The organism is Halococcus hamelinensis 100A6 (assembly GCF_000336675.1).
Taxonomy (GTDB): domain Archaea; phylum Halobacteriota; class Halobacteria; order Halobacteriales; family Halococcaceae; genus Halococcus; species Halococcus hamelinensis.
The window spans coordinates 47,422-66,513 of sequence record NZ_AOMB01000014.1; the positions used below are offsets into that span (position 1 = coordinate 47,422).

Here is a 19,092-nt window from a genome sequence, read left to right on the forward strand (position 1 = left end):
ATCGGATGATATACGATCGGGCGGGATCGAACGCATGGCCGACCTCCTCGCCCTCGGGGTGTCCGTGCTCGAACTCACCCCGCCGGAACACCGACGCCTCGAAACCGCCGAGCGGTTCGCGGCCGGCGTCGCGGGTCCCGAGTCGAACACGACCATCGCGGCGAGCCGGCTCGGTGCCGACGCCGCCTGGGTCTCGAAGCTCCCCGGGAACCCGCTCGGTCGACGCGTGGCCGGCGCGCTCCGTCGGCACGGCGTCGAGACGGCGGTCTCGTGGGCGGAAACGGGTCGACAGGGGCTCGCGTTCACGGAACGGGCGGGCGACCCGCGCGGCGGAATGACCCTCCACGACCGGAATGCACCCGTCGCCTCGATGCAACCGGCCGACCTCCCGGCGACGGCTACCGAGAGGGCGTCGATGGTCCTCACCAGCGGCGCGACCGCCACCCTCTCGGAGACGCTGACTGAGACCACCCGCACGGTCTTCGAGGAATGCGCGGCGGGGGAGACGACCACCGTCTGTTCGCTCTCGCGACCTCGCGTCGTCGAGTCGGGATCGGTGTGCGAGGCGCTTTCCCCGCTGCTGGCGGCGACCGACGTCCTCCTGACCACCGAGGCGGGCGCGGCGGCGTTCGTCGACCGCGCGACGCCGACGGAGACCGCCCACGCGCTCGCCGCCGGCCACGGCTTCGAGACCGTCGTGCTCGTCCGGGCGGATCTCGGTGCCGTGGTCTGGCACGACAACCGGGTCGACGACCACGACGTGCCGGCGACCGACGCCGTCGACGACCGCGGCGCGTTCGACGCGCTCTGCGGGGGCTTCTTGGCGCGTCGGATCGCGGGCGAGTCGCCGGACCGCGCACTCGCGGCGGGGGTGGCCTGTGGGGCGCTCGCACGAACCGTCGCGGGGCCCGTACCGACCGTCGACCCCGCGGCCGTCGAACGGTGCGCCGACTCGATGGACGGATCCACCGTGGAGTGAGCGCCCGGACTTCGGACATCGACAGGTGCTAAACGCCGGGGTTCGTACCGATGCTATGCACGTCGTCATCATCGGAGCCTACGGCAGCGCGGGCGTCGCGGTCGCGAACGCCCTCGCCGAGGAGGACGTCGACCTCACCCTCGTCGACGACGGCGAGCCCGGCGGCGGGCTCTGCATCCTCCGCGGATGTATGCCCTCGAAGGAGGTCCTCTCGGCGGCGGCCCACCGCTTCCAGGTCCGCCACGACCACCGTCTCTCGGGGGTTCCCGAGGTCGACCTCGACGCGGTGGTCGAGACCAAAAACGAGCACACCTCGAACTTCGCGAGCCACCGCCGGAGCGCGGTCCACGACCTCGCCGAGCGCGAGAACGTCGAGTTCGTCCACGACACCGCGCGGTTCGTCGACGACCGTACTGTAGAAGTCGCCGACCGCGAGATCGAGGCCGACTACGTCGTGGTCGCCACGGGGTCGAGCGTCAACGTGCCCGACCTCCCCGGCATCGACGAGGTCGATTACATGACCAGCGCCGACGTACTGGATAGCACCGAGTTCCCCGATTCGGGCGTCGTGATGGGCTTTGGCTACGTGGGCATCGAGATGATCCCCTACCTCTCGGAAGCCTGCGGGATGGACATCACGGTGATCGAACACGACGAGCGCCCGCTCGACGAGGCCGACCCCGAGTTCGGCGACGAACTCCTCGACCTCTATCGCGAGGAGTTCGGCATCGAGGTCCTCACCGAGACCCACGAGCAGTCGATCGAGGCCACCGACGACGGGGTTCGCCTCCACGTCGACCACGACGGGACGGACGAGACCGTCGACGCCGACGAGCTCTTCCTCTTCACCGGGCGGCGGCCCGCACTCGACGGTCTCGGGCTCGAAAACACGGCACTCGATCTGGATCCGGCGGCAGGCGCTGGAACCATCGAGGAGGAGACGATACAGCCGGGACCCGACTGGGTCGCCGACACGATGCAGAGCCGGGACGACCCGGGGATCTTCGCCGTCGGCGACGTCAACGGGAAGGAACCCATCCTCCACGTCGCGAAGGAACAAGGTATGATCGCCGCCGAGAACATCCTCGCCGACGCCGCGGGCGAGGGACTCACCGAGTACGAGAACGTCCACCACCACGTGATGTTCTCCGGGGTGGGCGTCTACCCGTTCGCGCGGGTCGGCCACTCGCTCGAATCCGCCGAGGAAGCGGGGCTCGACGTCGTGACCGCGACGCGGCGGGCCTCGGACGACGGCGTGTTCAAGACCAAGGACGTGCCCGAGGGACTGGCGCGGCTCGTGGTCGATGCGAACGACGGCACGGTGCTGGGCTATCAGGGCCTCCACTACCACGCCGACGCGATGGCGAAGACGATGCAGGTGATAATCGAGAACGGGATGGACGTCCGGGACGTTCCGGACAGAGCCTACCACCCGACGACGCCCGAGATCATCGACGGCGTGGTCCGCGAGACGGCCGCCCAGCTCGACTGAGGTTCAAGATCGAATTCGGTCGTCTCCGTAGCCCTCCGGAGCCCACCCGAGCCCTCCCCGGAAACCGCTTTTGTGCCGGGCAGTCGAGGGCGGGACATGGCCAACGAACCCGCGGGCGTTCGGACGACCCTCCGCGAGTTCTTCGCGCTCGAACGCGACGTGCTCGTGCTCTCGGTCGCGATGTTCGCGTTCAGCCTCGGCTTCCAGATGACGAGCCGCTACCTCTCCGAGTACATGTTCGCCCTCGGCGCGAGCGCGGTCGTCGTGGGGCTCTACGGCAGTTTCGCGAACGTCATCAGCGCGGTCTATCCCTATCCCGGCGGCGCGATCTCGGACCGGATCGGCTCGCGGTCGGCGCTCACGTTGTTTGGACTCCTCTCGACGGTCGGCTTCGGGATCTGGCTCGTCACACCCGCCTTCGGGGGCTTCGCTATTCCTCTCATATTCGTCGGGCTCGTCTTCGCACAGGCCTGGAGCTCCTTCGGCCTCGGTGCGACCTTCGCCATCGTGAAGCAGAGCGTCGCGCCCGAACGGCTGGCCGAGGGCTTTGCGAGCACCGAGACCTTCCGCCGGAGCGCGTTTCTGGTGGGGCCGCTGCTCGCCGCCGGGGTGTTCGTCGCCGCCGGTGGAACGAGCGCGGATTCGATGGCGGACTCACAGGTGATATCGGCCTTCGCCGTCGTGCTCGCGGTCGCGGTCGTCTTCGCGCTCGCTGGCACCCTCGCCCAGCGCGTCCTCTACGACCCGGCGGGCGATAGCTTCGGCAAGGCGTTCGGCGGGGTCGGCCAGCTCGTCGCCGATCTCGGGGACCTCCCCTCGGAGCTCCGCCCGCTCCTCGTGGCGGACACCCTCGTCCGGTTCGCCAACGGGATGGTCTACGTCTTCTTCGTGGTGGTCGTCACCCGCTTCCTCGAAGTCGGGCTCTCGCTCCGGCTCCCCATCCTTGGACTGGTTTCGCTCTCGCCGCAGGCGTACTTCGGGATCCTGCTGGGGATCGAGATGGCGGTCGCGCTCGTCACGATGGTTCCCGTCGCTCGACTCGCACGGCGGGTCGGGCTCAAACCCGTCGTCGCCGTCGGGTTCGCGGTCTACGCGGTCTTTCCCGTGCTGCTCATCACCGCCCCGGCCGACCCGCTGGTGCTCGCTGGTCTCTTCGCCTTCTCGGGGCTCCGGTTCGCGGGCCTGCCGGCCCACAAGGCGCTCATCGTGGGGCCCGCCGAGGCCGGAACCGGGGGCCGAGTCACGGGCGCGTACTACCTCGTGCGCAACCTCGTGGTGATCCCGAGCGCCGCGCTCGGCGGCGCGCTCTACGGTGGCCTCGCGGTCCCCGGCACCGGTATCACGGGATCGCCGACGCTCGCCTTCGGCGCGGCGACGGTGGTCGGAATACTGGGAACGGCCTACTTCGTCGTCTTCGGCGAGGAGTTTCGCCCCGCTCACCACGCCGAGTAGCCGCCGTCGACCACGAGTCCCTGACCGGTGACGTAGGAGGCGTCCTCGCTCGCGAGGAACGCGATACAGCCCGCGACCTCCTCGGGCTCGCCGAGGCGTCGGAGCGGGTACTGGGCGGTCATCCGTTCGATCGCTTTCTCCGGATCGCCCTGGCTCGCGAAGTACTGTTGGCCGAGCTGGGTGTCGGTGAAGCCGGGACAGACCGCGTTCGCGCGCACGTCGTGTGGACCCGCCTCGGCCGCCACGGCCCGGGTGAAGTTCAATACCGCACCCTTCGTGAGCGAGTAGACCGACTGTTTCGGGAGCCCGAGCAGGCTCGCGAGCGAGCCCACGTTGACGATCGCCCCCGACTCCTGGGCCTTCAACACCGGGAGCGCGGCGTGACAGCCGTTCCACACCCCGCGGAGGTTGACGTCGAGCACGCGCTCGAAGGTGCGCGTGTCCGTCTCCTCGACGGCCGCCGGCGCGTGGCCGATGCCGGCGTTGTTGACCACGACGTCGAGACCGTGTTCGTCGACGACGGTGTCGACACAGTCCTCGAACGCGTCGGCGTCGCTCACGTCGAGTTCGTGGAAGGTCGCCTCGCCGCCCGCGTCGGCGATCCGCTCGACGGTCTCCTCGCCGCCCTCGCGGTCGACGTCCGTCACGACGACCGTCGCGCCCTCGTCGGCACACCGCTCGGCGGTCGCCCGCCCGATCCCCGCGCCAGCACCCGTGATGAACACCGTCTTGCCTTCGAATCGCATCGCCTCGGCTTCTCGCGCGTGCCGGATAAGGATCACTAACGACTACGATAGTAGTCCCCGAAACGCCGAAAGAGCGAACCGCCCCGGGGACCATGTGCCGGTATGCCAAACGACCTGCGACTCGACGGGAAGGCGGCCGTGATAACCGGTGCGAGCTCCGGTATCGGGAGCGAGACCGCCCACGCGCTCGCCCGCGAGGGAGCCAACGTCGTGCTCGCCGCCCGCCGGGAGGAGCGCCTCCAGGAGCTCGCCGGGAGCATCGAGGCGGAGTACGGCACCGAGGCGCTCGTGGCCCCGACCGACGTCACCGACGAGGAGGCGGTCGGAGCGCTCGTCGACGGGGCGGTCGACGCCTTCGGCGGGCTCGACGTGCTCGTCAACAACGCGGGCCTCGGGCGCGGCTCCGGCGTCGAGGACCTCTCCACCGAGGACTACCGGACGATGATGGACGTCAACGTCGACGGCTGTTTCTTCGCCACGCGGGCAGCCCTGCCACACCTCAGGGAGACCGAGGGAAACCTGGTCTTCATCGGGAGCTTCGCGGGCCAGTACCCGCGGCCGTCGAACCCGGTCTACGCCGCGACGAAGTGGTGGCTCCGGGGATTCGCGCTGAGCGTTTCGTCGAGAGTTGGCGAGGACGGCGTCGCGGTCTCGGTGGTGAATCCCTCCGAGGTCCGGACGGAGTTCGGCGGCGAGGAGAGCTTCGAGGAACGGTTCGAGGAGGGCGAGGTCACCGAGCCCGACGAGGTCGCCGCGGCGGTGGCGTTCGCCGCGCGCCAGGACCGCTCGATGGTGAGCGAACTCGACCTCTACCGGCGCGACAAGTTCAGCGGCTTCTGAACTCGACCCCGAGCACGTCCTCGACCGCCGTCGCGCCCCGGACGTATCGGGTGGGATCGCGTTCGACGTCGAACGCGCGGACCGTGAGCACGAGCCGGTCCGTTTCGAGGGTCGCGCGCAGGACGGGGCCGCGGCTCGTCACGGTGACGTAGGGCGGTGCGGCGACCGGCTCCGCGGACAGGCTCCCGCCGATGGCGTCGACCGCCGTGACGAGCACCGCCGGCAAGCGCCGGTGGACACCGGTGTGTTCGAGCGCGTGTTCGAACGGGTCGACGACCGCCGCCCGGTCGGTGGTTCCCTCGCTATCCCACGAGTCGGCGACCCAGTCGGCACACGCGAGGACGGCTTCGAGGAGGTCGGCGTGCCGGTCGAGAACGGCTTCGTGGACGGCGGCGGTTCGGGTCACGTCGGGTGAGGGCTGGTCGGCGGGGTGATCGTGCGGGCCTCAGATCGAGAAGGCATAGAGGTCGTCGCCGACGTGGTGGAGCGAGTCGACGACCTTCCCGGAGTCGCCGACCATCTCCCCGCCGGTGACGGTCGCGCGGCCGACCGCGAGGACCTTCCCGTGTGACTCCTCGGCGATAACGACGAGGTCGCCCGAGGAGATATCGGGGTCGGCCTCGGTGATGCCGGGGCGCATCACGTCCGCGCCGTTGGAGACGAACGATATCGCGCCCGAGTCGACGGTGACGACGTGTTTCTCCGGCGGGTGGGCGTTCGCGCCGCGCACGGTCACGAAGGGGTCGTCGTCGAAGTAACAGACCAGCGGGTCGCCGTCGACCAGCACGAGGTCGCGGTCCGAGTCGGCGAACTCGACGCGTTCGTAGGTGTCGCCATCGAGGTCGACGCCCAGTCCCTCGGCGAGCGCGTCCTCGATCGTGGCCACGGCATCGCTCCGGAGGTGGTGGCGGGACCTGACTTCCATGCGTGGTGGTCTCGGCGGGCGGGCATAAATCGTGCGTTGGGCCGACGCGAAGAGGTAAGTGTGATGGTGCGCAAGAGGTCTCTATGTGGGGTTCTCGGCGAGGACGGGGAGCGACCGTCACCTGCATCGCCTGTGGCGAGTCGGTCCAGCGCTCGGCGGCGCGCGAGTACGACAAGCAGGGCGATCGGTGGGACCGGGACGGCAAGGAGTTCGAACACCTCTGCAAGGCGTGCTATCGCGACCTCTGCCACCAGCCCCGCGACGAGCTCGAAGCCCTCCTAACGGAACTCCACGAAACCGGCATCCCGTCCCAGGAGACGTTCGTCGAACGCTATGGACGACTCGTCGAGGATCGCTACGGCACCCTCGAAGAGCGCGAACGCTGAATCGCGACCCTCTTCCTGCCTCTGCGCACGAATTTTCCCACCCCGATCGTTCACCTTGGCGCGCACTCGCCTTCGGCGCTCACTGTCGTTCGCGCCGAAGGCGGACATTGTGCGAGGGATGAGCGGAGCGAGCACCGCGAGCGAGGCGAATCGGCTGGGGAGGCGTGTGGCGGTCGCGGTACGGTTGCGGTTCTCGTTTGTATCGGGATTCGCCATCGCCGTTCCACTCCCACACCTCCACTTGCTATCGGGTCGTTCTGGTACCACGAATGCCCGCGCGAGAAGAGCGTCTCGCTGATCCATGTACTCCCCTCCAGAACGACTAATTGTGACCTCCACGTACCCGGGCTATGAGCGACAACGCCGCCGCCGGAACCATCGAGGCCCAGGGCCCGGTCGAGATCGACGAGGAGCTCGCCCGGCACATCGAGAACAAGCGCGAGGAGCTCTGTGAGAAGTTCGGGGTCAGCGACGAGTTCCCGCAGGCGGTCCTCGACGAAGCCGAGGAACGGACCGGGGACACCGAGGCCGACATCGCCGACGAACTCGACCACCGCGAGGACCTGCGGGATCTCACGACTTGGACCACCGACCCGGTGGACGCGCGGGACTTCGACGACGCGCTGAGCATCGAAAAGCGGGACGAGGAGTACGTGCTCTGGGTCCACATCGCGGACGTGACCCACTACGTCGACCCCGAGAGCGAGATGTGGGCCGAGGCGGTCCGGCGGGCGAACACGGTCTACCTCCCCGACCACACCATCCACATGCTGCCCGCCGAACTCGCCGAAACGGTGTGTTCGCTCGTCCCCGACGAGGACCGACTCGCCCACACCGTCGAGATGCACCTCGACCGCGAGACCCTCTCCTACGAGACCATCGACATCTACAAATCCGTCATCAGAAGCGACGCGCGCCTGACCTACACCGAGGCCGAGGAGCGCCTCGACGACCCCGAGAGCGACCTCCACGAGGAGAGCAGTTTGGTGTTCGAACTCGCGGACCAGCTCCACGAGCAGCGGAAGGCCGACGGTTCGCTGGTCCTGAATCCCCGGCGCGACCGCGCGCACACCATCATCGAGGAGTGCATGCTGAAGGCCAACAAGGCCGTGACGCACGAGCTGATGTGGAATCGCGGTGTCGAGGCGATGTACCGAGTCCACCCCCAGCCCTCGCCCGAGCAGTGGGACGAGGCGCTCCAGGAGATCCAGGACCTCGATGGCGTCTCGATCCCCGGCGACGCGTGGGGCGAGGACCCGCGAATCGCCGTCAACGCCACCCTCGAAGACGCCCCCGAGCGCCAACTCGGGAAGATACAGTTCGCGGTGATGAAGGTCATGCCGCGGGCGCGCTACATGAACGACCCCTTCGGGGGCCACCACGCGCTCAACTTCGATATTTACGGGCATTTCACCAGCCCGATCCGGCGACTCTCCGATCTGGTGAACCACTGGATCGTCCACGAGAACGACGTGCCGGAGGACCTGCTGGGGCTCTGTGACCACGCCTCCGACCAGCAGCAGGCCGCCGAGAAGTGCGAACGCGAGTACAAGCAGTTCCTAGAGGAGGTCGGATTGGACGCGGATGCGGTGAACAACCGGGGGATCGAAGTCGTCGAAGAGGACTGATCAGGGTCCAACGATGTGTCCCTCCAGTGAACTGACTCGCGAACGAACTTCTCGTTCGCTCCCCGGCGTTACGCCCATCCATCGGGAAGGAAGAACTCGCCGTCGGTTAGGTCGATACCGTACTCCTCCAACCGATTGATCGCACCGATGGTCCGTACCACTGTTGGCGAGTCGTTCGGCATGAACAGGATGGGAGCGTGCGGTGCGTCCAGCCCGACGAAATCCTCATCGTGAGTTAGCACGGCCCGGTCGTCGGTGCGCGCCCGACGTTCGATTTCGGTGTCGTCGGTCCCCATTCCGTAGGCACCACGGACGAGTTCGACGTCGTGACCTGCCGAACGGACCGTGTTGACGATTGCATCCGAGACGTTCTCGTCGGCGACGATGCGCATTGTCAGTCGTCCGGTTTCGGTCCCGCATCCGCAGCGCTTCGTGGTTCGATACCGAGGTCTTCGGGGCGCGTCGGGTTCGCGTTCTCGATCGCTTCCCGACGACGCTTCTGCACGGTTCGAATCTCCTCGGGGTGGTCGTAGTAGTAGGCGATCGCACGGTGAATATCACCGAGTTCGAGGTCGTACCGGACGGCCATCTCCTCGGGCGTGAGGTCACCGTCGACCACCAACGAGACGACCTGGTGAACCCCGATCCGCCGCCCCTCGATCCTGGGCTTCCCGCCGAGCACCTCCGGCGTCGAGACGATCTCGGCCATGGTGGTACTTTGGCGTTCTCGGATAAAAACTTCGTGTGGCTACCACGGCTCCCCGCGCTACGTTCGTCGGTGACGACCCCTCACATATCCCGCATCGAGGTCGGCAACGTCGGGAGGAACGGCATGTGGGAGGTAGCGAGGTAGGTCCCCTTCCTCACTGCGCCCTTCGCGTACTGGCGCGCGCTCCGGTGGATCGGGGTTCGTTTGCCGCGGATCTCGGTGTGGCCCTCCCGGATGGCCTCGACGACGTCGCCACCGTCGATGGCATTCGCATCGAGCGAGGCCCCGTCGAGGTCGATGCGGATGTCGGTGTGCGCTCGCCCGAGGTTCGGGAGGAAGTGGGCATCGCTGCCGCCGACGACGGGGTAGCGCTCGGCAGTGGCGAACGTCTTCGCGCGGCGGTTCCGGTAGCCGGTGAAGACCATCGAGTTGTAGGCCTCGATCGCGTCGCAGTCGGTGAGGTTTCGTCGCTTGACGCCGTGACGGCTCCGCTGGAAGGGATGGGGTACGATGGCCACCCCGCCCAGCTCGCGGACCCGCTCGACGGTGGCTTCGAGCGGCCGACCGCGTTGCGGGCGGGTCTCGATCCCGATGGCCAGCAGGTGGCCGTGGGCGGTCGAGACCTCGACGCCGGGGATCCCCAGGAGTCCGTACTCGGGTGCGAGTTCGGCCGCGCGACGGGACTCCTCGATGGCGTCGTGGTCGGTGACGACGACCCCGTCGAGGTCGATGTCGGCGGCGTGTTCGAGGAGCAGCTCGACCGGTTCGCGGCCATCGTAGGACCCCTCGGAGTGGACGTGGGGGTCGATGGTGACCGTGGTCCCGTCCATTGACCACCCTTCGACACCCCGCTAGTTAATCGTTGTTCTCTACCCGGTGAGTGCAGGCAAAGCGCTCTTTAGGCTCTCGTCGTTCTATCGAACCATGATCGGGAGCTCGGTCGTCATGAAGGCCGCGAAGAAGGGGTACAAACGCTACGGGATTCCGGGTGCGGTGGTCGCCGGTGCCGGCACTCTCCTCGGGTTTCGGTTCGTCAAGCGCCGGTTCCTCTCGGGGAACGAGGGCGACGGCAACGATAGCAGCGACACGGACCTCGGCGACGTCGCCGACTCGGTGACCGACTCCAGTTCGAGCAACAACTGAGTTCTACGCCGTTCCGTCTTAGCCGGCCTTGAACAGCCGCTCGTACTCGTCGGGGAGCTGCGAGCGGACCTCGTTCCAGGCCTCGCCGTCGACCGCCCGTTCGAGGCTCTCGAGGACCGCCTGTACGTGGAGGCGGGCGCTGGAGACGTCGAGGCTCGCCCCCTGTTCTCGTTCGGCCTCCCGAACCCAGTCGACGAACTCGTCGGGCGAGAACCCGGCGGCTTCGTCGCCCTCGTTCTTCATCGCCGTCGCGAGGTTCGCGGGGAGTTCGTCGGTGAGCGCGTCGGCCCCGTCCCCGAGGCGCTCGCCGAGCACGCCGAGGGTCGCCTCGGCCGCCGCGACCGCCTCCTCGCGCGAATCGAGGTCGGCACGCGATTCGACATCGCTGAAGAACTGCTCGTCGTCCATGTCCCGTCTCCTCCCGCCCGCTCCTTCGGTGTCGTGCCTGCACCCTCAGGGTGGCGAGCCGCTCCCAGGGTGGTCTCCCCTCACTTCGACCGTCGACCCGACGACCCATCCGACGCGGTCGACCGGAACGTTATTCGGCTCCGGGTGTTAGGTCGCCTCGAACGGGCCGTCACGACGGCCGACCCCCACCATGACAGTCTACGAGCAGTTCGCACGGTTTCGCGAGGCGGCCACGGAGGTGCTCCACGGTCTCTATCACGGGATGATCGAACACCCCGCGTTCGAGCGGATAGAGAACGAGGCGATGGACAGCGAGGACGCCTTCTTCTTCGCGTGTTTCGCCGACGCCTTCGGCATCCCGAGCCCGGTGTCGTACTACACCGCCGAGCTCCTGCCCTACCTCGCCGAGGACTTCGAGGCGTGGGAACGCCGGATGTGGGACCGCGAGAGCGTGCTCGACTGGAAGGGCGACTATCACTTCTAGAATGTCGAAGTTCACCTTCTTCGGCGGCAAGGGCGGCGTCGGTAAGACCACCGTCTCGGCCGCCTTCGGGGTCCGGTCGGCGAACGCCGGCGACGAGACCCTCCTGGTCTCGACCGACCCCGCCCACAGCACGAGCGACGTCTTCGGCCAGTCGTTCGGCGACACCCCGACCCAGGTCACGGGCTACGACGGCCTCTCGGCGATGGAGATCGACCCCGACGCCGAGGTCGAGGCCCACCTCCAGGGGATCCGCAAGCAGATGGCCGAGCAGGTCTCCCAGGTGGTCGTCAACGAGATCGACCGCCAGATCGAGATGGCCCACAACACGCCGGGGGCCTACGAGGCGGCGCTGTTCGACCGCCTGATCCACGTCATGCGCGAGGAGAGCGCGCCGTTCGACCGGGTGGTCTTCGACACCGCCCCCACCGGCGGCACGCTCCGCCTGCTCTCGCTCCCGGAGTTCCTCGGCGACTGGGTCGACCGACTGGTCGAGAAGCGCCAGCAGAGCCTCGACCGGTACGAGATGGCCGCCATCGGCGACACCGAACCCCGCGTCGACGCGGAGACCGACCCGATCATCGCGCGCCTCCGCGAGCGCAAGGAGCGGTTCGCGTTCGCGGGCCGCACCCTCCGCGAGGACGCCGTCTTCTATCTCGTCTGCAACCCCGACGAGCTCTCGGTGGCCGAGACCCGACGGGCGGTCGAGCATCTCCGGAGCCACGACCTCGCGGTCGCGGGTCTGGTCGTGAACAAGCTCACCCCCGAGCCCGACCCCGAGGAGGACGGGACCGGCGCGCGCTACCTCCGCGAGCGGTGTGCGCGCGAGCACGAGCGGGTCGAGGAGGTCGAAACCACGTTCTCGGTGCCCGTCGTCGCCCGGATCGCCGCCCGCAGCGGCGAGATCACCGCCGACGTGCTCGACGAGGTCGCGACCGAGCTCCCGGTTCGCCCTCCGTCAGCCTGAGACGGCTCCAGCCCTCGATCTCCCGGCAGGAATGGCCGCCGTCCCGCAGAATCGAGCGGCGAGGGAAACCGTTATGTCCCCACTTCGATAGTAGATCATGTCCTATGGTCGCACTCATCTGGCTGGTGGTCGGCATCCTCGTCCTGTTCAGCATCGGGTATCTCGGCTACTCGCGCTATCTCGCATCGTTCGTCGGGCTCGACGAGGACAACGAGACGCCGGCACACAAGTACGAGGACGGCCAGGAGTACGTGCCGGCGAAGAAGCCGGTGCTCCTCGGCCACCACTACTCGAGCATCGCGGGCGGCGCGCCGATCGTGGGCCCGATCACGGCGGGCCTGCTGTGGGGCTGGCTCCCGGCGGTCCTCTGGATCGCGATCGGCAACCCGCTGATGGGTGCGGTCCACGACTTCGTCTCCCTCAGCGGGAGCCTCCGTCACGAGGGCCGCTCGATCGGGTCGATCATCGGCGAGTACATCGGCGACGAGGGCAAGAACCTCCTGCTCTGGTTCGCCTTCCTCACCATCATCCTCGTGGTCGCGGTGTTCGCGTTCGTGGTCGGGCTGGTCTTTCAGGAGTTCCCGAGCGCGGCGACCGCGAGCCTGCTCTACATCGCGCTCGCGCTGGTCTTCGGGGTCTACCTCTACCAGCTCGACCTCCCCTTCATCCCCGGCACCGTCGTCTTCGTGACCCTCGTCTTCGCCAGCGTCTTCGTCGGGATCGAGTACCCGATCCAGCTCTCACAGGGTCAGTGGATCCCGATCGTGCTCGTCTACGCCTTCATCGCGAGCGTCCTCCCGGTCTGGACGCTGCTCCAGCCCCGGGACTACCTCTCGTCGTTCCTGCTCTACGCGGGGGTCGGCGGCGCGCTGATCGCCATCATCGTCGGCACGGTGCTCGGCAGCGCGGACCAGGCGCTCGTGACCAACATCCCGGCCTTCACCAGCTTCGGCGGCAACAGCGCCCTCGGGGCGGCCAGTCCGCTGTTCCCGATGCTGTTCGTCACCATCGCGTGCGGGACGATCAGTGGCTTTCACTCGCTCGTCTCCTCGGGCACCACGTCGAAACAGCTCAACAAGGAGACCGACGCCCGGCTGATCGGGTACGGGGGAATGCTCGGCGAGGGCCTGCTCGCCATCGTCGCGCTCTCGGCGGTCGCCGTCGTGGGCGTCACCGCGGGCGACGCCACCGGCGGGGTCGGCCTCGCGCTCCCGAAGTTCGCCACCGGCGGCGGGATCTTCCTCTCTAGCCTCGGGATCCCGACCTCCTTCGGCGCGCCGTTCATGGCGCTCGTGATGGTGAGCTTCCTGCTCACTTCGACCGACACCGCGCTCCGTCTGGGTCGGTACCTCTTCGAGGAGATCGTCGGCACGCCCGACAACACGGCCGAGGAGGTCGCCTCGAACCGCTACGCCAACAGCCTCTTCCAGTGCATCGTGGCCTACGTCCTGATCGCCTCGGGCACCTGGACCCCGCTCTGGCAGCTCTTCGGCAGCGCGAACCAGCTCCTCGCCGCGCTCGCGCTGCTGACCGCGACGGTGTGGCTCGCGAACTGGGACGAGAGCAAACAGCTCATCAGCACCGGCGTGCCGATGGCGCTGATGTCGGTCATAACCGTGTGCGCGCTGGTCTACCTCGAATACTACCAGAACCTCTATCAGGGACTGATCCTCGGGAACGCCGAGACCGCGGCGTGGTCGCTGGTCCTCCAGATCCTCATCGGCACGGTGCTCATCGTTCTCGCGCTCGCGCTCCTCAGGCGCGGTATCGGCAACATCCGGAGCATCCGTGGCGGGACGCCTACCGCCACCGACGGCGGCACGGACGAGTAATCGAGGGTCGAGATCGGTTTTCGACCGACCTCACTCGAAGATCGCGTCGGCGAGCCGGCCGAACAGCCCCCGTTCCCGGGCGGGGGGCGCTCCCCACGTCCGGAACGCCGCGGCGACGTCGGCCTGCTCGCTCGCGACGAGTGTCTCGGTCTCGGGCGCGACCACCACGAGGTTCACCTCGTAGTGGCCGAAGTAGCCGTACTTGAGCAGGGTTCGGTCCCGAAAGCCGTCGACGTAGTCGGCGACCGGGTCCGTGATTTCGGGGACCACGAGCACGAAGGTGAACTCGGTGCTGTAGTGGCGCTCGTCGGGCACGACCCACTCGTCGGCCAGCCGGTGGCCGAGGTCGACGAGCGAGTCCAAGCGGCTCGAATCGACCGTCTCCACCCGCCGAGCGAGGAGGTGTTCGTCGGAGTCGTGCTGACCGTACGAGAGCGTCGGGTGGAGGAAGTACTTCTCGCGTTTGAGAACGAGTTCGCCGTAGAGTGCCCACCCCGTCCCCTCGACGGGGTAGTCGGGTTCGAGGTCGTAGGAGGTTTCGAGACGGCCGGCCACCTCGTCGAGATACGCGTCGTCCCACGTCGGTCGCGTCTCGTCGGGCTCGGCCGCCGACCGCGTCTCGTCGGGGCTCGCCTCGGAACGACCCTCAGCCATCGGCCTCGTAGGCGTGGGCGTCGTCGACCGCGGGCGCGCCGACCGCGACCGCCCGGACACCCGAATCGGCGTCCGCGGGCACGAACGCCCGGTGTGGGCTCCCGGGCTCGGCGACGAACACCTCGCCCGTCGCGGCGGTGTACTCGCGCTCGGGCGTCTCGACGTGGAGGGTCCCGTCGAGCACCACGAACGCCTCCTCCTGTTCGTCGTGGTAGTGGTACTTCAGGGGAACCGTCTCGCCCGGTTCGGCCGTGTAGACGTTCAGCGCGACGTTTTCGAGCCCCGCCGCCTCCCCCACCGCCCGGCGGTCGGCGTCGCGGTCCGGGGTCGGGTCGAGGTCCGCGGGGTCGATGACGTGGTAGCTCACATCGCCCGGAAGACGGCCACGAGTAAAGCCGTTGTCGCGCTCCGGGCAAAGCTATAGGTGAGTCGAACCCGATCGATCGGGCATGGGAAATTCCGACGACGTCGAGGCCTGCGGCCGGTGTGCGACGAGCACCGTCGTCGACGCGACGGGCGTGAGCGCCGACCCCTACGCCGGCGGCCACATCGAGGTCGACGAGCGCGAGGCGCGCACGGTGTCGGGCCACGTCATCGCGCTCGGACGGCTCTCGGAGTGGCTGACCGACCTCGGCCGGCGGCTCACCTACGGTCGGTAGACCGCTCCCCGCACCGGGGTCGGCGGTAAAACAGCACCTTCGACGAACGCAGGAGGGAGTCAGGAACCGAGCTGTCCGGAGGGCTGACTTATCTCCCGCTTCGTGGCCTCGTAGCCGCCCGCCGCCGCACCGACCGTCGCCCCCGCGAGCAGCCAGAAGCCGGTGTTGCCGACGACCCAGCTGTACGAGGACATCCACGAGGAGTAGGCGCAGAAGGCACAGATCGCGGCCAGCACCGCGGCCCACAGCAAGCGGTCGTCCCCGCCGTTCGCCAGCGCGAGCCGGAGCGCGACCCAGAGCACCGCCACCACGGCGAGCACGTAGAACCCGAAGCCGACGTAGCCGGTCGCGGCGAGGTTCGCGAGGACGGTGTTGTGGACCCCGATGTCCGCCTCCCCGATGTAGCGCTCCGAGCGAATGTAGAAGTTGCCCCCGCCGATCCCGAACCAGGGGTACTGTCCGGCGAGCCGGATCGCCGCGGCGTACTCCTCTAGCCGGATGTCGAGCGAACTCGTGCGGAACACCTGCGCGCCACCGTCGGCCGACGTGACGATCCACTGGACGACACGGGCGAGCGCGAGGAGCGCCACCACGATAGCGCCGACGACCGGAAGCGCGGCGAGCGTCGAGTAGCGCCGCTTCGTCCGAATCGCGAGCGTCCCGAGGAGGTAGAGCCCGAAGAACCCACCCAGCAACAGGAGCGTCGCCCAGCCAGCGTCGGTGTCGGCGACCCGTATCGAGAGCACCGCGCCCACGACCCCGACACCGACCGCGAGCAGCGCGGGCCACGACCGCCGGGCCGCGACCGCGACCGCCAGCGGGATGACCATCAACAACAGCATCGCCAGCTCGCGGCCGTGGCCGACGAACCCGCCGGCGTAGAAGCCAGTGGCGACCTCGTAGGGCCCCAGCGCGAACGCCCCGAGATAGCGGTCGGGCGGTTCGCCGAGGAAGGGAAAGCCGAGCATTCCACCGTTCACGACCTGGACGAGCGAGACGACGAGGTTCCCGCCGACCGCGACCACGAACGGCGTCACCACACACCAGGCGTTCGTTCGGCGCGCCACCAGCGCCGCGACGCCGAACACCACGAGATAGCGGAGCTGTTCGACCCCGTACATCAGTCCGGCCGTCTCGGAGCCGCCGTTCGCGACGGCCCCCGCGGCGACCGTCCAGCAGACGAACCCGGCGAGACACGCGGCCGCGAGCCACCCGGCGTTCAACCCGACCGAGGCACCGTCCTCGACCGCGTCGGCCACCAGGAACACCGCGAGCGGTATCGCGACGAGGTCGACGGCGACGAGGTCGAGGGTGGCGATCCCCGGGCCCGTCACGAGCGTCGCACCGATGTCGAACACCGCGAGGACGACGACGGCGCTCGCGAACCCCTCGAACGCCCGGCCGGCCGCCACCACGGCCACGAGATAACACAGGGCCGCACCGACGACGACGGCGGCGGTCGGGAGGTCGAGCGCCGCGGCGACCGCCGGGACGCCGACGGCGAGCAGCCCCGTCAACAGCACCGCGGTCCGGACGAAGGGGGTGGACGCGGAGGGCCGGGTGGAGAGGGCGTTCTCGACCCCGTCGAACCGATCCCTGGTGAGTTCGATCACGGCAGTACTTCGATACGGTACGGAACGTGTGATAATACTTGTGCCGATCTCTTCCACGAAACGGCATGTGGGAGGAGCGGCGACCGGATCGGTTTTATCCGGGCGCTGTGCGGCGTCGGTATGGACCTGTCGGTCGTGGTGGCGTTCATCGTCGGCGTGCTCCAGGGGATCTTCGAGTGGCTCCCGATATCGAGCGAGGGCAACATCACCATCTACCTCCGAGTGATCGAGAACCTCCCGGCGACCGTCGCCGTCCAGCTCTCGTTGTTCCTCCACGCCGGCACCGCGCTCTCGGCGGTTCTCTACTACCGCGGCGTGATCGCCGACGTGCTCCGGGACGTCCCCGACTGGCGACCCACCGACCCCTTCGCCCGCGACACCGCGGAGCTCTCCTTCTTCGCGGTCGCCACAGTGGTTTCGGGCGTCGTCGCGATCGGCTCTTACGTCGCGCTGAGCGAGCTCGTCACCGGCCTCGGCGGCGGGGTGTTCATCGCGGCCATCGGCGTGTTGCTCGTCGCGACCGGGCTCTTCCAGCGGCTCGCGCGCGACGAGGGCGGCACCCGAACCGACCCGGACCTCCTCGACGCCGTGCTCGTCGGTCTCTTCCAGGGGTTCGCGGTGCTGCCCGGCGTCTCGCGGTCGGGCGGGACCACCAGCGCGCTCCTCCTCCGTGGCCACGACGGCCCCTCGTCGTTCCGGCTCTCGTTCGTGCTCTCGATCCCCGCGGCGCTCGGCGGCGCGCTCCTCGGGGTCGTCGACGACGGACTCCCCGCGCTGGCCCCCACGACCGCGCTCGTCGCGCTGGTCACCAGCGCGGTCGTCGGCTACCTCACCATCGGCGCGCTGATGCGGATCGTCGAACGGGTCTCGTTCTGGCTCGTGTGTGTGGTACTCGGAGTACTCGCGGTTCTCGGCAGCACCGTCTTCCTCGTCTGAAACTCGAATAGCTATTTCACCGACCGCGTCGGCCATCGATCCATGCCCACCTACCGGGCGGTCCCCGACGACCGGATCGACGCGTTCCGCGGGATCCTCCAGTACGCCTTTCGCCCCGCCGAGCCACCCGAGCACTACGACACCGTCGAGGAGCTTCCGGGCCCGGCACGACTCGGCGTCCGTCGCGGGATCTTCGACGGCGACGACCTCCTCTGTACCGGCGTCCACCACTGGTTCACGGCCACCGTCCGCGACACTGACCTCCCGATCGCGGGGCTCTCGGGGGTCGCGACGCCGCCCGAGAACCGCCATCGGGGATCGGTCGCCCGGCTCCTCCGCGAGTCACTGGTCGAGTACCGCGACGAGGGCTCCTCCCTCGCAGCGCTCTGGCCGTTCGATTACGCCTTCTACCGACGGTACGGCTGGGCTCAAGCCGGCACTACCGCGACCATCGAGTGCGACCCCGAGATTCTGTCGTTCGCCGCCGACGCGGCGGGCGGTCGATTCCGCGAGCTCGGGCCCGACGATTTCGAGCGGCTGAACCCGGTGCTCGATTCCGCTGGCGAGGGTGTCTCGCTCTGGATCCGCCGCACGGAGGAGTGGTGGCGCAACCGGGTCTTCGAGGGCTGGGAGCAGGACCCCTACGTCTACGGTGTCGAGCGCGAGGGGGAACTCCGGGGCTACGTCGTCTACGAGATCGAGAACGACGACGGCCGGACGATGCGGGTTCGCGAGTGTAACGCGCTCGACCACGAGGCCTCTCTGGACCTCCTCCGATTCCTCTCCTATCACGACTCGCAGGTCGAACGCGTCCGGATCCGTAGTCGACCCGACACCCTCCTGTTCGACCTCGTCGACGACCCGCGCGCCCTCGACTACGAACTCACGCCCGGCGGGATGGTCCGGATCGTGGACGTCGAAGCCGCCCTCGCGGCGCTCGACTATCCCGGGATGGAGGGCCGTCTCGTGCTCTCCGTCGCCGACCCGGTCGCCGACTGGAACGAGGGGCGGTTCGCGCTCGACGTGCGGGACGGCGAGGCGACCTGCACGCGTGTGGACGAGCCGGCGGACGCGCGTGTTCCCATCACGACGCTCTCACAGCTGTTCGTCGGCCACTGCTCGGTCGAGCGCGCGACGGTCGCCGGCGACCTCGCCGTCGAGTCCGCGGACGCGAAGCCGCTGCTCGACGAACTGTTTCCCCCACGCGAGGTCTGCCTCAGCGAAGGGTTCTGAAGACGGTCA

The 19,092-nt window shown here is 68.5% G+C and carries 23 protein-coding genes; 13 read left to right on the plus strand and 10 right to left on the minus strand.

The window, feature by feature from the left end; all coding sequences use genetic code 11:
* Positions 1-34: 34 nt before the first annotated feature.
* The 3 genes from C447_RS05255 (at position 35) to C447_RS05265 (ending at position 3,923) form a co-directional block, all read left to right on the plus strand.
* Positions 35-979, plus strand: coding sequence for a sugar kinase (locus tag C447_RS05255; RefSeq protein WP_007691604.1), 945 nt, complete (start codon positions 35-37; stop codon positions 977-979).
* Between the two features lie 55 nt (positions 980-1,034).
* Positions 1,035-2,471, plus strand: coding sequence for a dihydrolipoyl dehydrogenase family protein (locus C447_RS05260; RefSeq protein ID WP_007691605.1), 1,437 nt, complete (start codon positions 1,035-1,037; stop codon positions 2,469-2,471).
* A gap of 96 nt (positions 2,472-2,567) precedes the next feature.
* Positions 2,568-3,923, plus strand: coding sequence for an MFS transporter (locus C447_RS05265; protein WP_007691606.1), 1,356 nt, complete (start codon positions 2,568-2,570; stop codon positions 3,921-3,923).
* Here C447_RS05265 and C447_RS05270 read toward each other — a convergent pair.
* A complete protein-coding gene (locus C447_RS05270; RefSeq protein ID WP_007691607.1) occupies positions 3,908-4,669 on the minus strand; it encodes an SDR family NAD(P)-dependent oxidoreductase in 762 nt (253 codons plus the stop codon). The genes C447_RS05265 and C447_RS05270 overlap by 16 nt on opposite strands.
* 102 nt (positions 4,670-4,771) lie before the next feature.
* Here C447_RS05270 and C447_RS05275 point away from each other — a divergent pair, with 102 nt between their 5' ends.
* The gene (locus C447_RS05275) at positions 4,772-5,509 is read left to right on the plus strand and encodes an SDR family oxidoreductase (RefSeq protein ID WP_007691608.1); all 738 of its coding nucleotides are present in this window, start codon (positions 4,772-4,774) and stop codon (positions 5,507-5,509) included.
* Here C447_RS05275 and C447_RS05280 read toward each other — a convergent pair.
* Complete coding sequence (locus C447_RS05280) at positions 5,496-5,915, minus strand: hypothetical protein (RefSeq protein ID WP_007691609.1); 420 nt, start codon at positions 5,913-5,915, stop codon at positions 5,496-5,498. The genes C447_RS05275 and C447_RS05280 overlap by 14 nt on opposite strands.
* A gap of 39 nt (positions 5,916-5,954) precedes the next feature.
* Positions 5,955-6,434, minus strand: coding sequence for an RNA-binding protein (locus C447_RS05285; protein ID WP_007691610.1), 480 nt, complete (start codon positions 6,432-6,434; stop codon positions 5,955-5,957).
* Positions 6,435-6,517: 83 nt separating this feature from the next.
* Between C447_RS05285 and C447_RS05290 the strand changes: the two genes are divergently transcribed.
* Together C447_RS05290 and C447_RS05295 are read left to right on the plus strand one after the other, a co-directional pair.
* Positions 6,518-6,820, plus strand: a complete 303-nt coding sequence (locus C447_RS05290; protein ID WP_007691611.1) for a DUF7562 family protein — start codon at positions 6,518-6,520, stop codon at positions 6,818-6,820.
* A gap of 350 nt (positions 6,821-7,170) precedes the next feature.
* Positions 7,171-8,448 (plus strand): RNB domain-containing ribonuclease, encoded by a 1,278-nt coding sequence (locus C447_RS05295; protein WP_007691613.1) that lies wholly within the window; start codon positions 7,171-7,173, stop codon positions 8,446-8,448.
* A gap of 68 nt (positions 8,449-8,516) precedes the next feature.
* Here the strand turns inward: C447_RS05295 and C447_RS05300 are convergent, their stop codons facing one another.
* The 3 genes from C447_RS05300 to C447_RS05310 form a co-directional block, all read right to left on the minus strand.
* The gene (locus tag C447_RS05300; RefSeq protein WP_007691615.1) at positions 8,517-8,840 is read right to left on the minus strand and encodes a DUF5615 family PIN-like protein; all 324 of its coding nucleotides are present in this window, start codon (positions 8,838-8,840) and stop codon (positions 8,517-8,519) included.
* A gap of 2 nt (positions 8,841-8,842) precedes the next feature.
* Complete coding sequence (locus C447_RS05305; protein WP_007691617.1) at positions 8,843-9,157, minus strand: DUF433 domain-containing protein; 315 nt, start codon at positions 9,155-9,157, stop codon at positions 8,843-8,845.
* Between the two features lie 80 nt (positions 9,158-9,237).
* Entirely contained in the window at positions 9,238-9,987 is a 750-nt protein-coding gene (locus C447_RS05310; RefSeq protein ID WP_007691618.1) for a CehA/McbA family metallohydrolase, read from the minus strand.
* Between the two features lie 94 nt (positions 9,988-10,081).
* On the opposite strand from C447_RS05310, the gene C447_RS05315 reads away from it, so the two are divergent.
* A complete protein-coding gene (locus tag C447_RS05315; protein ID WP_007691620.1) occupies positions 10,082-10,300 on the plus strand; it encodes a hypothetical protein in 219 nt (72 codons plus the stop codon).
* 18 nt (positions 10,301-10,318) lie between these two features.
* On the opposite strand, the gene C447_RS05320 is transcribed toward C447_RS05315, so the two are convergent.
* Positions 10,319-10,708: a DUF2267 domain-containing protein gene (locus tag C447_RS05320; RefSeq protein WP_007691622.1), complete on the minus strand. Its 390-nt coding sequence runs from the start codon at positions 10,706-10,708 to the stop codon at positions 10,319-10,321.
* A 190-nt stretch (positions 10,709-10,898) separates the two neighbouring features.
* Here C447_RS05320 and C447_RS05325 point away from each other — a divergent pair, with 190 nt between their 5' ends.
* From C447_RS05325 to C447_RS05335, 3 genes are all read left to right on the plus strand, one after another.
* Positions 10,899-11,192, plus strand: coding sequence for a hypothetical protein (locus tag C447_RS05325; RefSeq protein ID WP_007691623.1), 294 nt, complete (start codon positions 10,899-10,901; stop codon positions 11,190-11,192).
* 1 nt (position 11,193) lies between these two features.
* Positions 11,194-12,156, plus strand: coding sequence for an ArsA family ATPase (locus C447_RS05330; RefSeq protein WP_007691625.1), 963 nt, complete (start codon positions 11,194-11,196; stop codon positions 12,154-12,156).
* A gap of 104 nt (positions 12,157-12,260) precedes the next feature.
* On the plus strand, positions 12,261-13,988 hold the full coding sequence (locus tag C447_RS05335; protein WP_007691627.1) for a carbon starvation CstA family protein: 1,728 nt from the start codon (positions 12,261-12,263) through the stop codon (positions 13,986-13,988).
* 30 nt (positions 13,989-14,018) lie between these two features.
* On the opposite strand, the gene C447_RS05340 is transcribed toward C447_RS05335, so the two are convergent.
* Entirely contained in the window at positions 14,019-14,642 is a 624-nt protein-coding gene (locus C447_RS05340; protein ID WP_007691629.1) for a hypothetical protein, read from the minus strand.
* Positions 14,635-15,009: a cupin domain-containing protein gene (locus C447_RS05345; RefSeq protein WP_007691631.1), complete on the minus strand. Its 375-nt coding sequence runs from the start codon at positions 15,007-15,009 to the stop codon at positions 14,635-14,637. Before C447_RS05345 ends, C447_RS05340 begins: the two co-directional genes overlap by 8 nt.
* Positions 15,010-15,091: 82 nt before the next feature.
* On the opposite strand from C447_RS05345, the gene C447_RS05350 reads away from it, so the two are divergent.
* On the plus strand, positions 15,092-15,301 hold the full coding sequence (locus C447_RS05350) for a hypothetical protein (RefSeq protein WP_007691633.1): 210 nt from the start codon (positions 15,092-15,094) through the stop codon (positions 15,299-15,301).
* Between the two features lie 59 nt (positions 15,302-15,360).
* Here the strand turns inward: C447_RS05350 and C447_RS05355 are convergent, their stop codons facing one another.
* A complete protein-coding gene (locus C447_RS05355) occupies positions 15,361-16,914 on the minus strand; it encodes an O-antigen ligase family protein (RefSeq protein ID WP_007691634.1) in 1,554 nt (517 codons plus the stop codon).
* A gap of 120 nt (positions 16,915-17,034) precedes the next feature.
* Here C447_RS05355 and C447_RS05360 point away from each other — a divergent pair, with 120 nt between their 5' ends.
* Entirely contained in the window at positions 17,035-17,850 is an 816-nt protein-coding gene (locus C447_RS05360; RefSeq protein ID WP_007691636.1) for an undecaprenyl-diphosphate phosphatase, read from the plus strand.
* A 42-nt stretch (positions 17,851-17,892) separates the two neighbouring features.
* Positions 17,893-19,083: a GNAT family N-acetyltransferase gene (locus tag C447_RS05365; protein ID WP_007691638.1), complete on the plus strand. Its 1,191-nt coding sequence runs from the start codon at positions 17,893-17,895 to the stop codon at positions 19,081-19,083.
* The last annotated feature ends 9 nt before the right edge of the window (positions 19,084-19,092 follow it).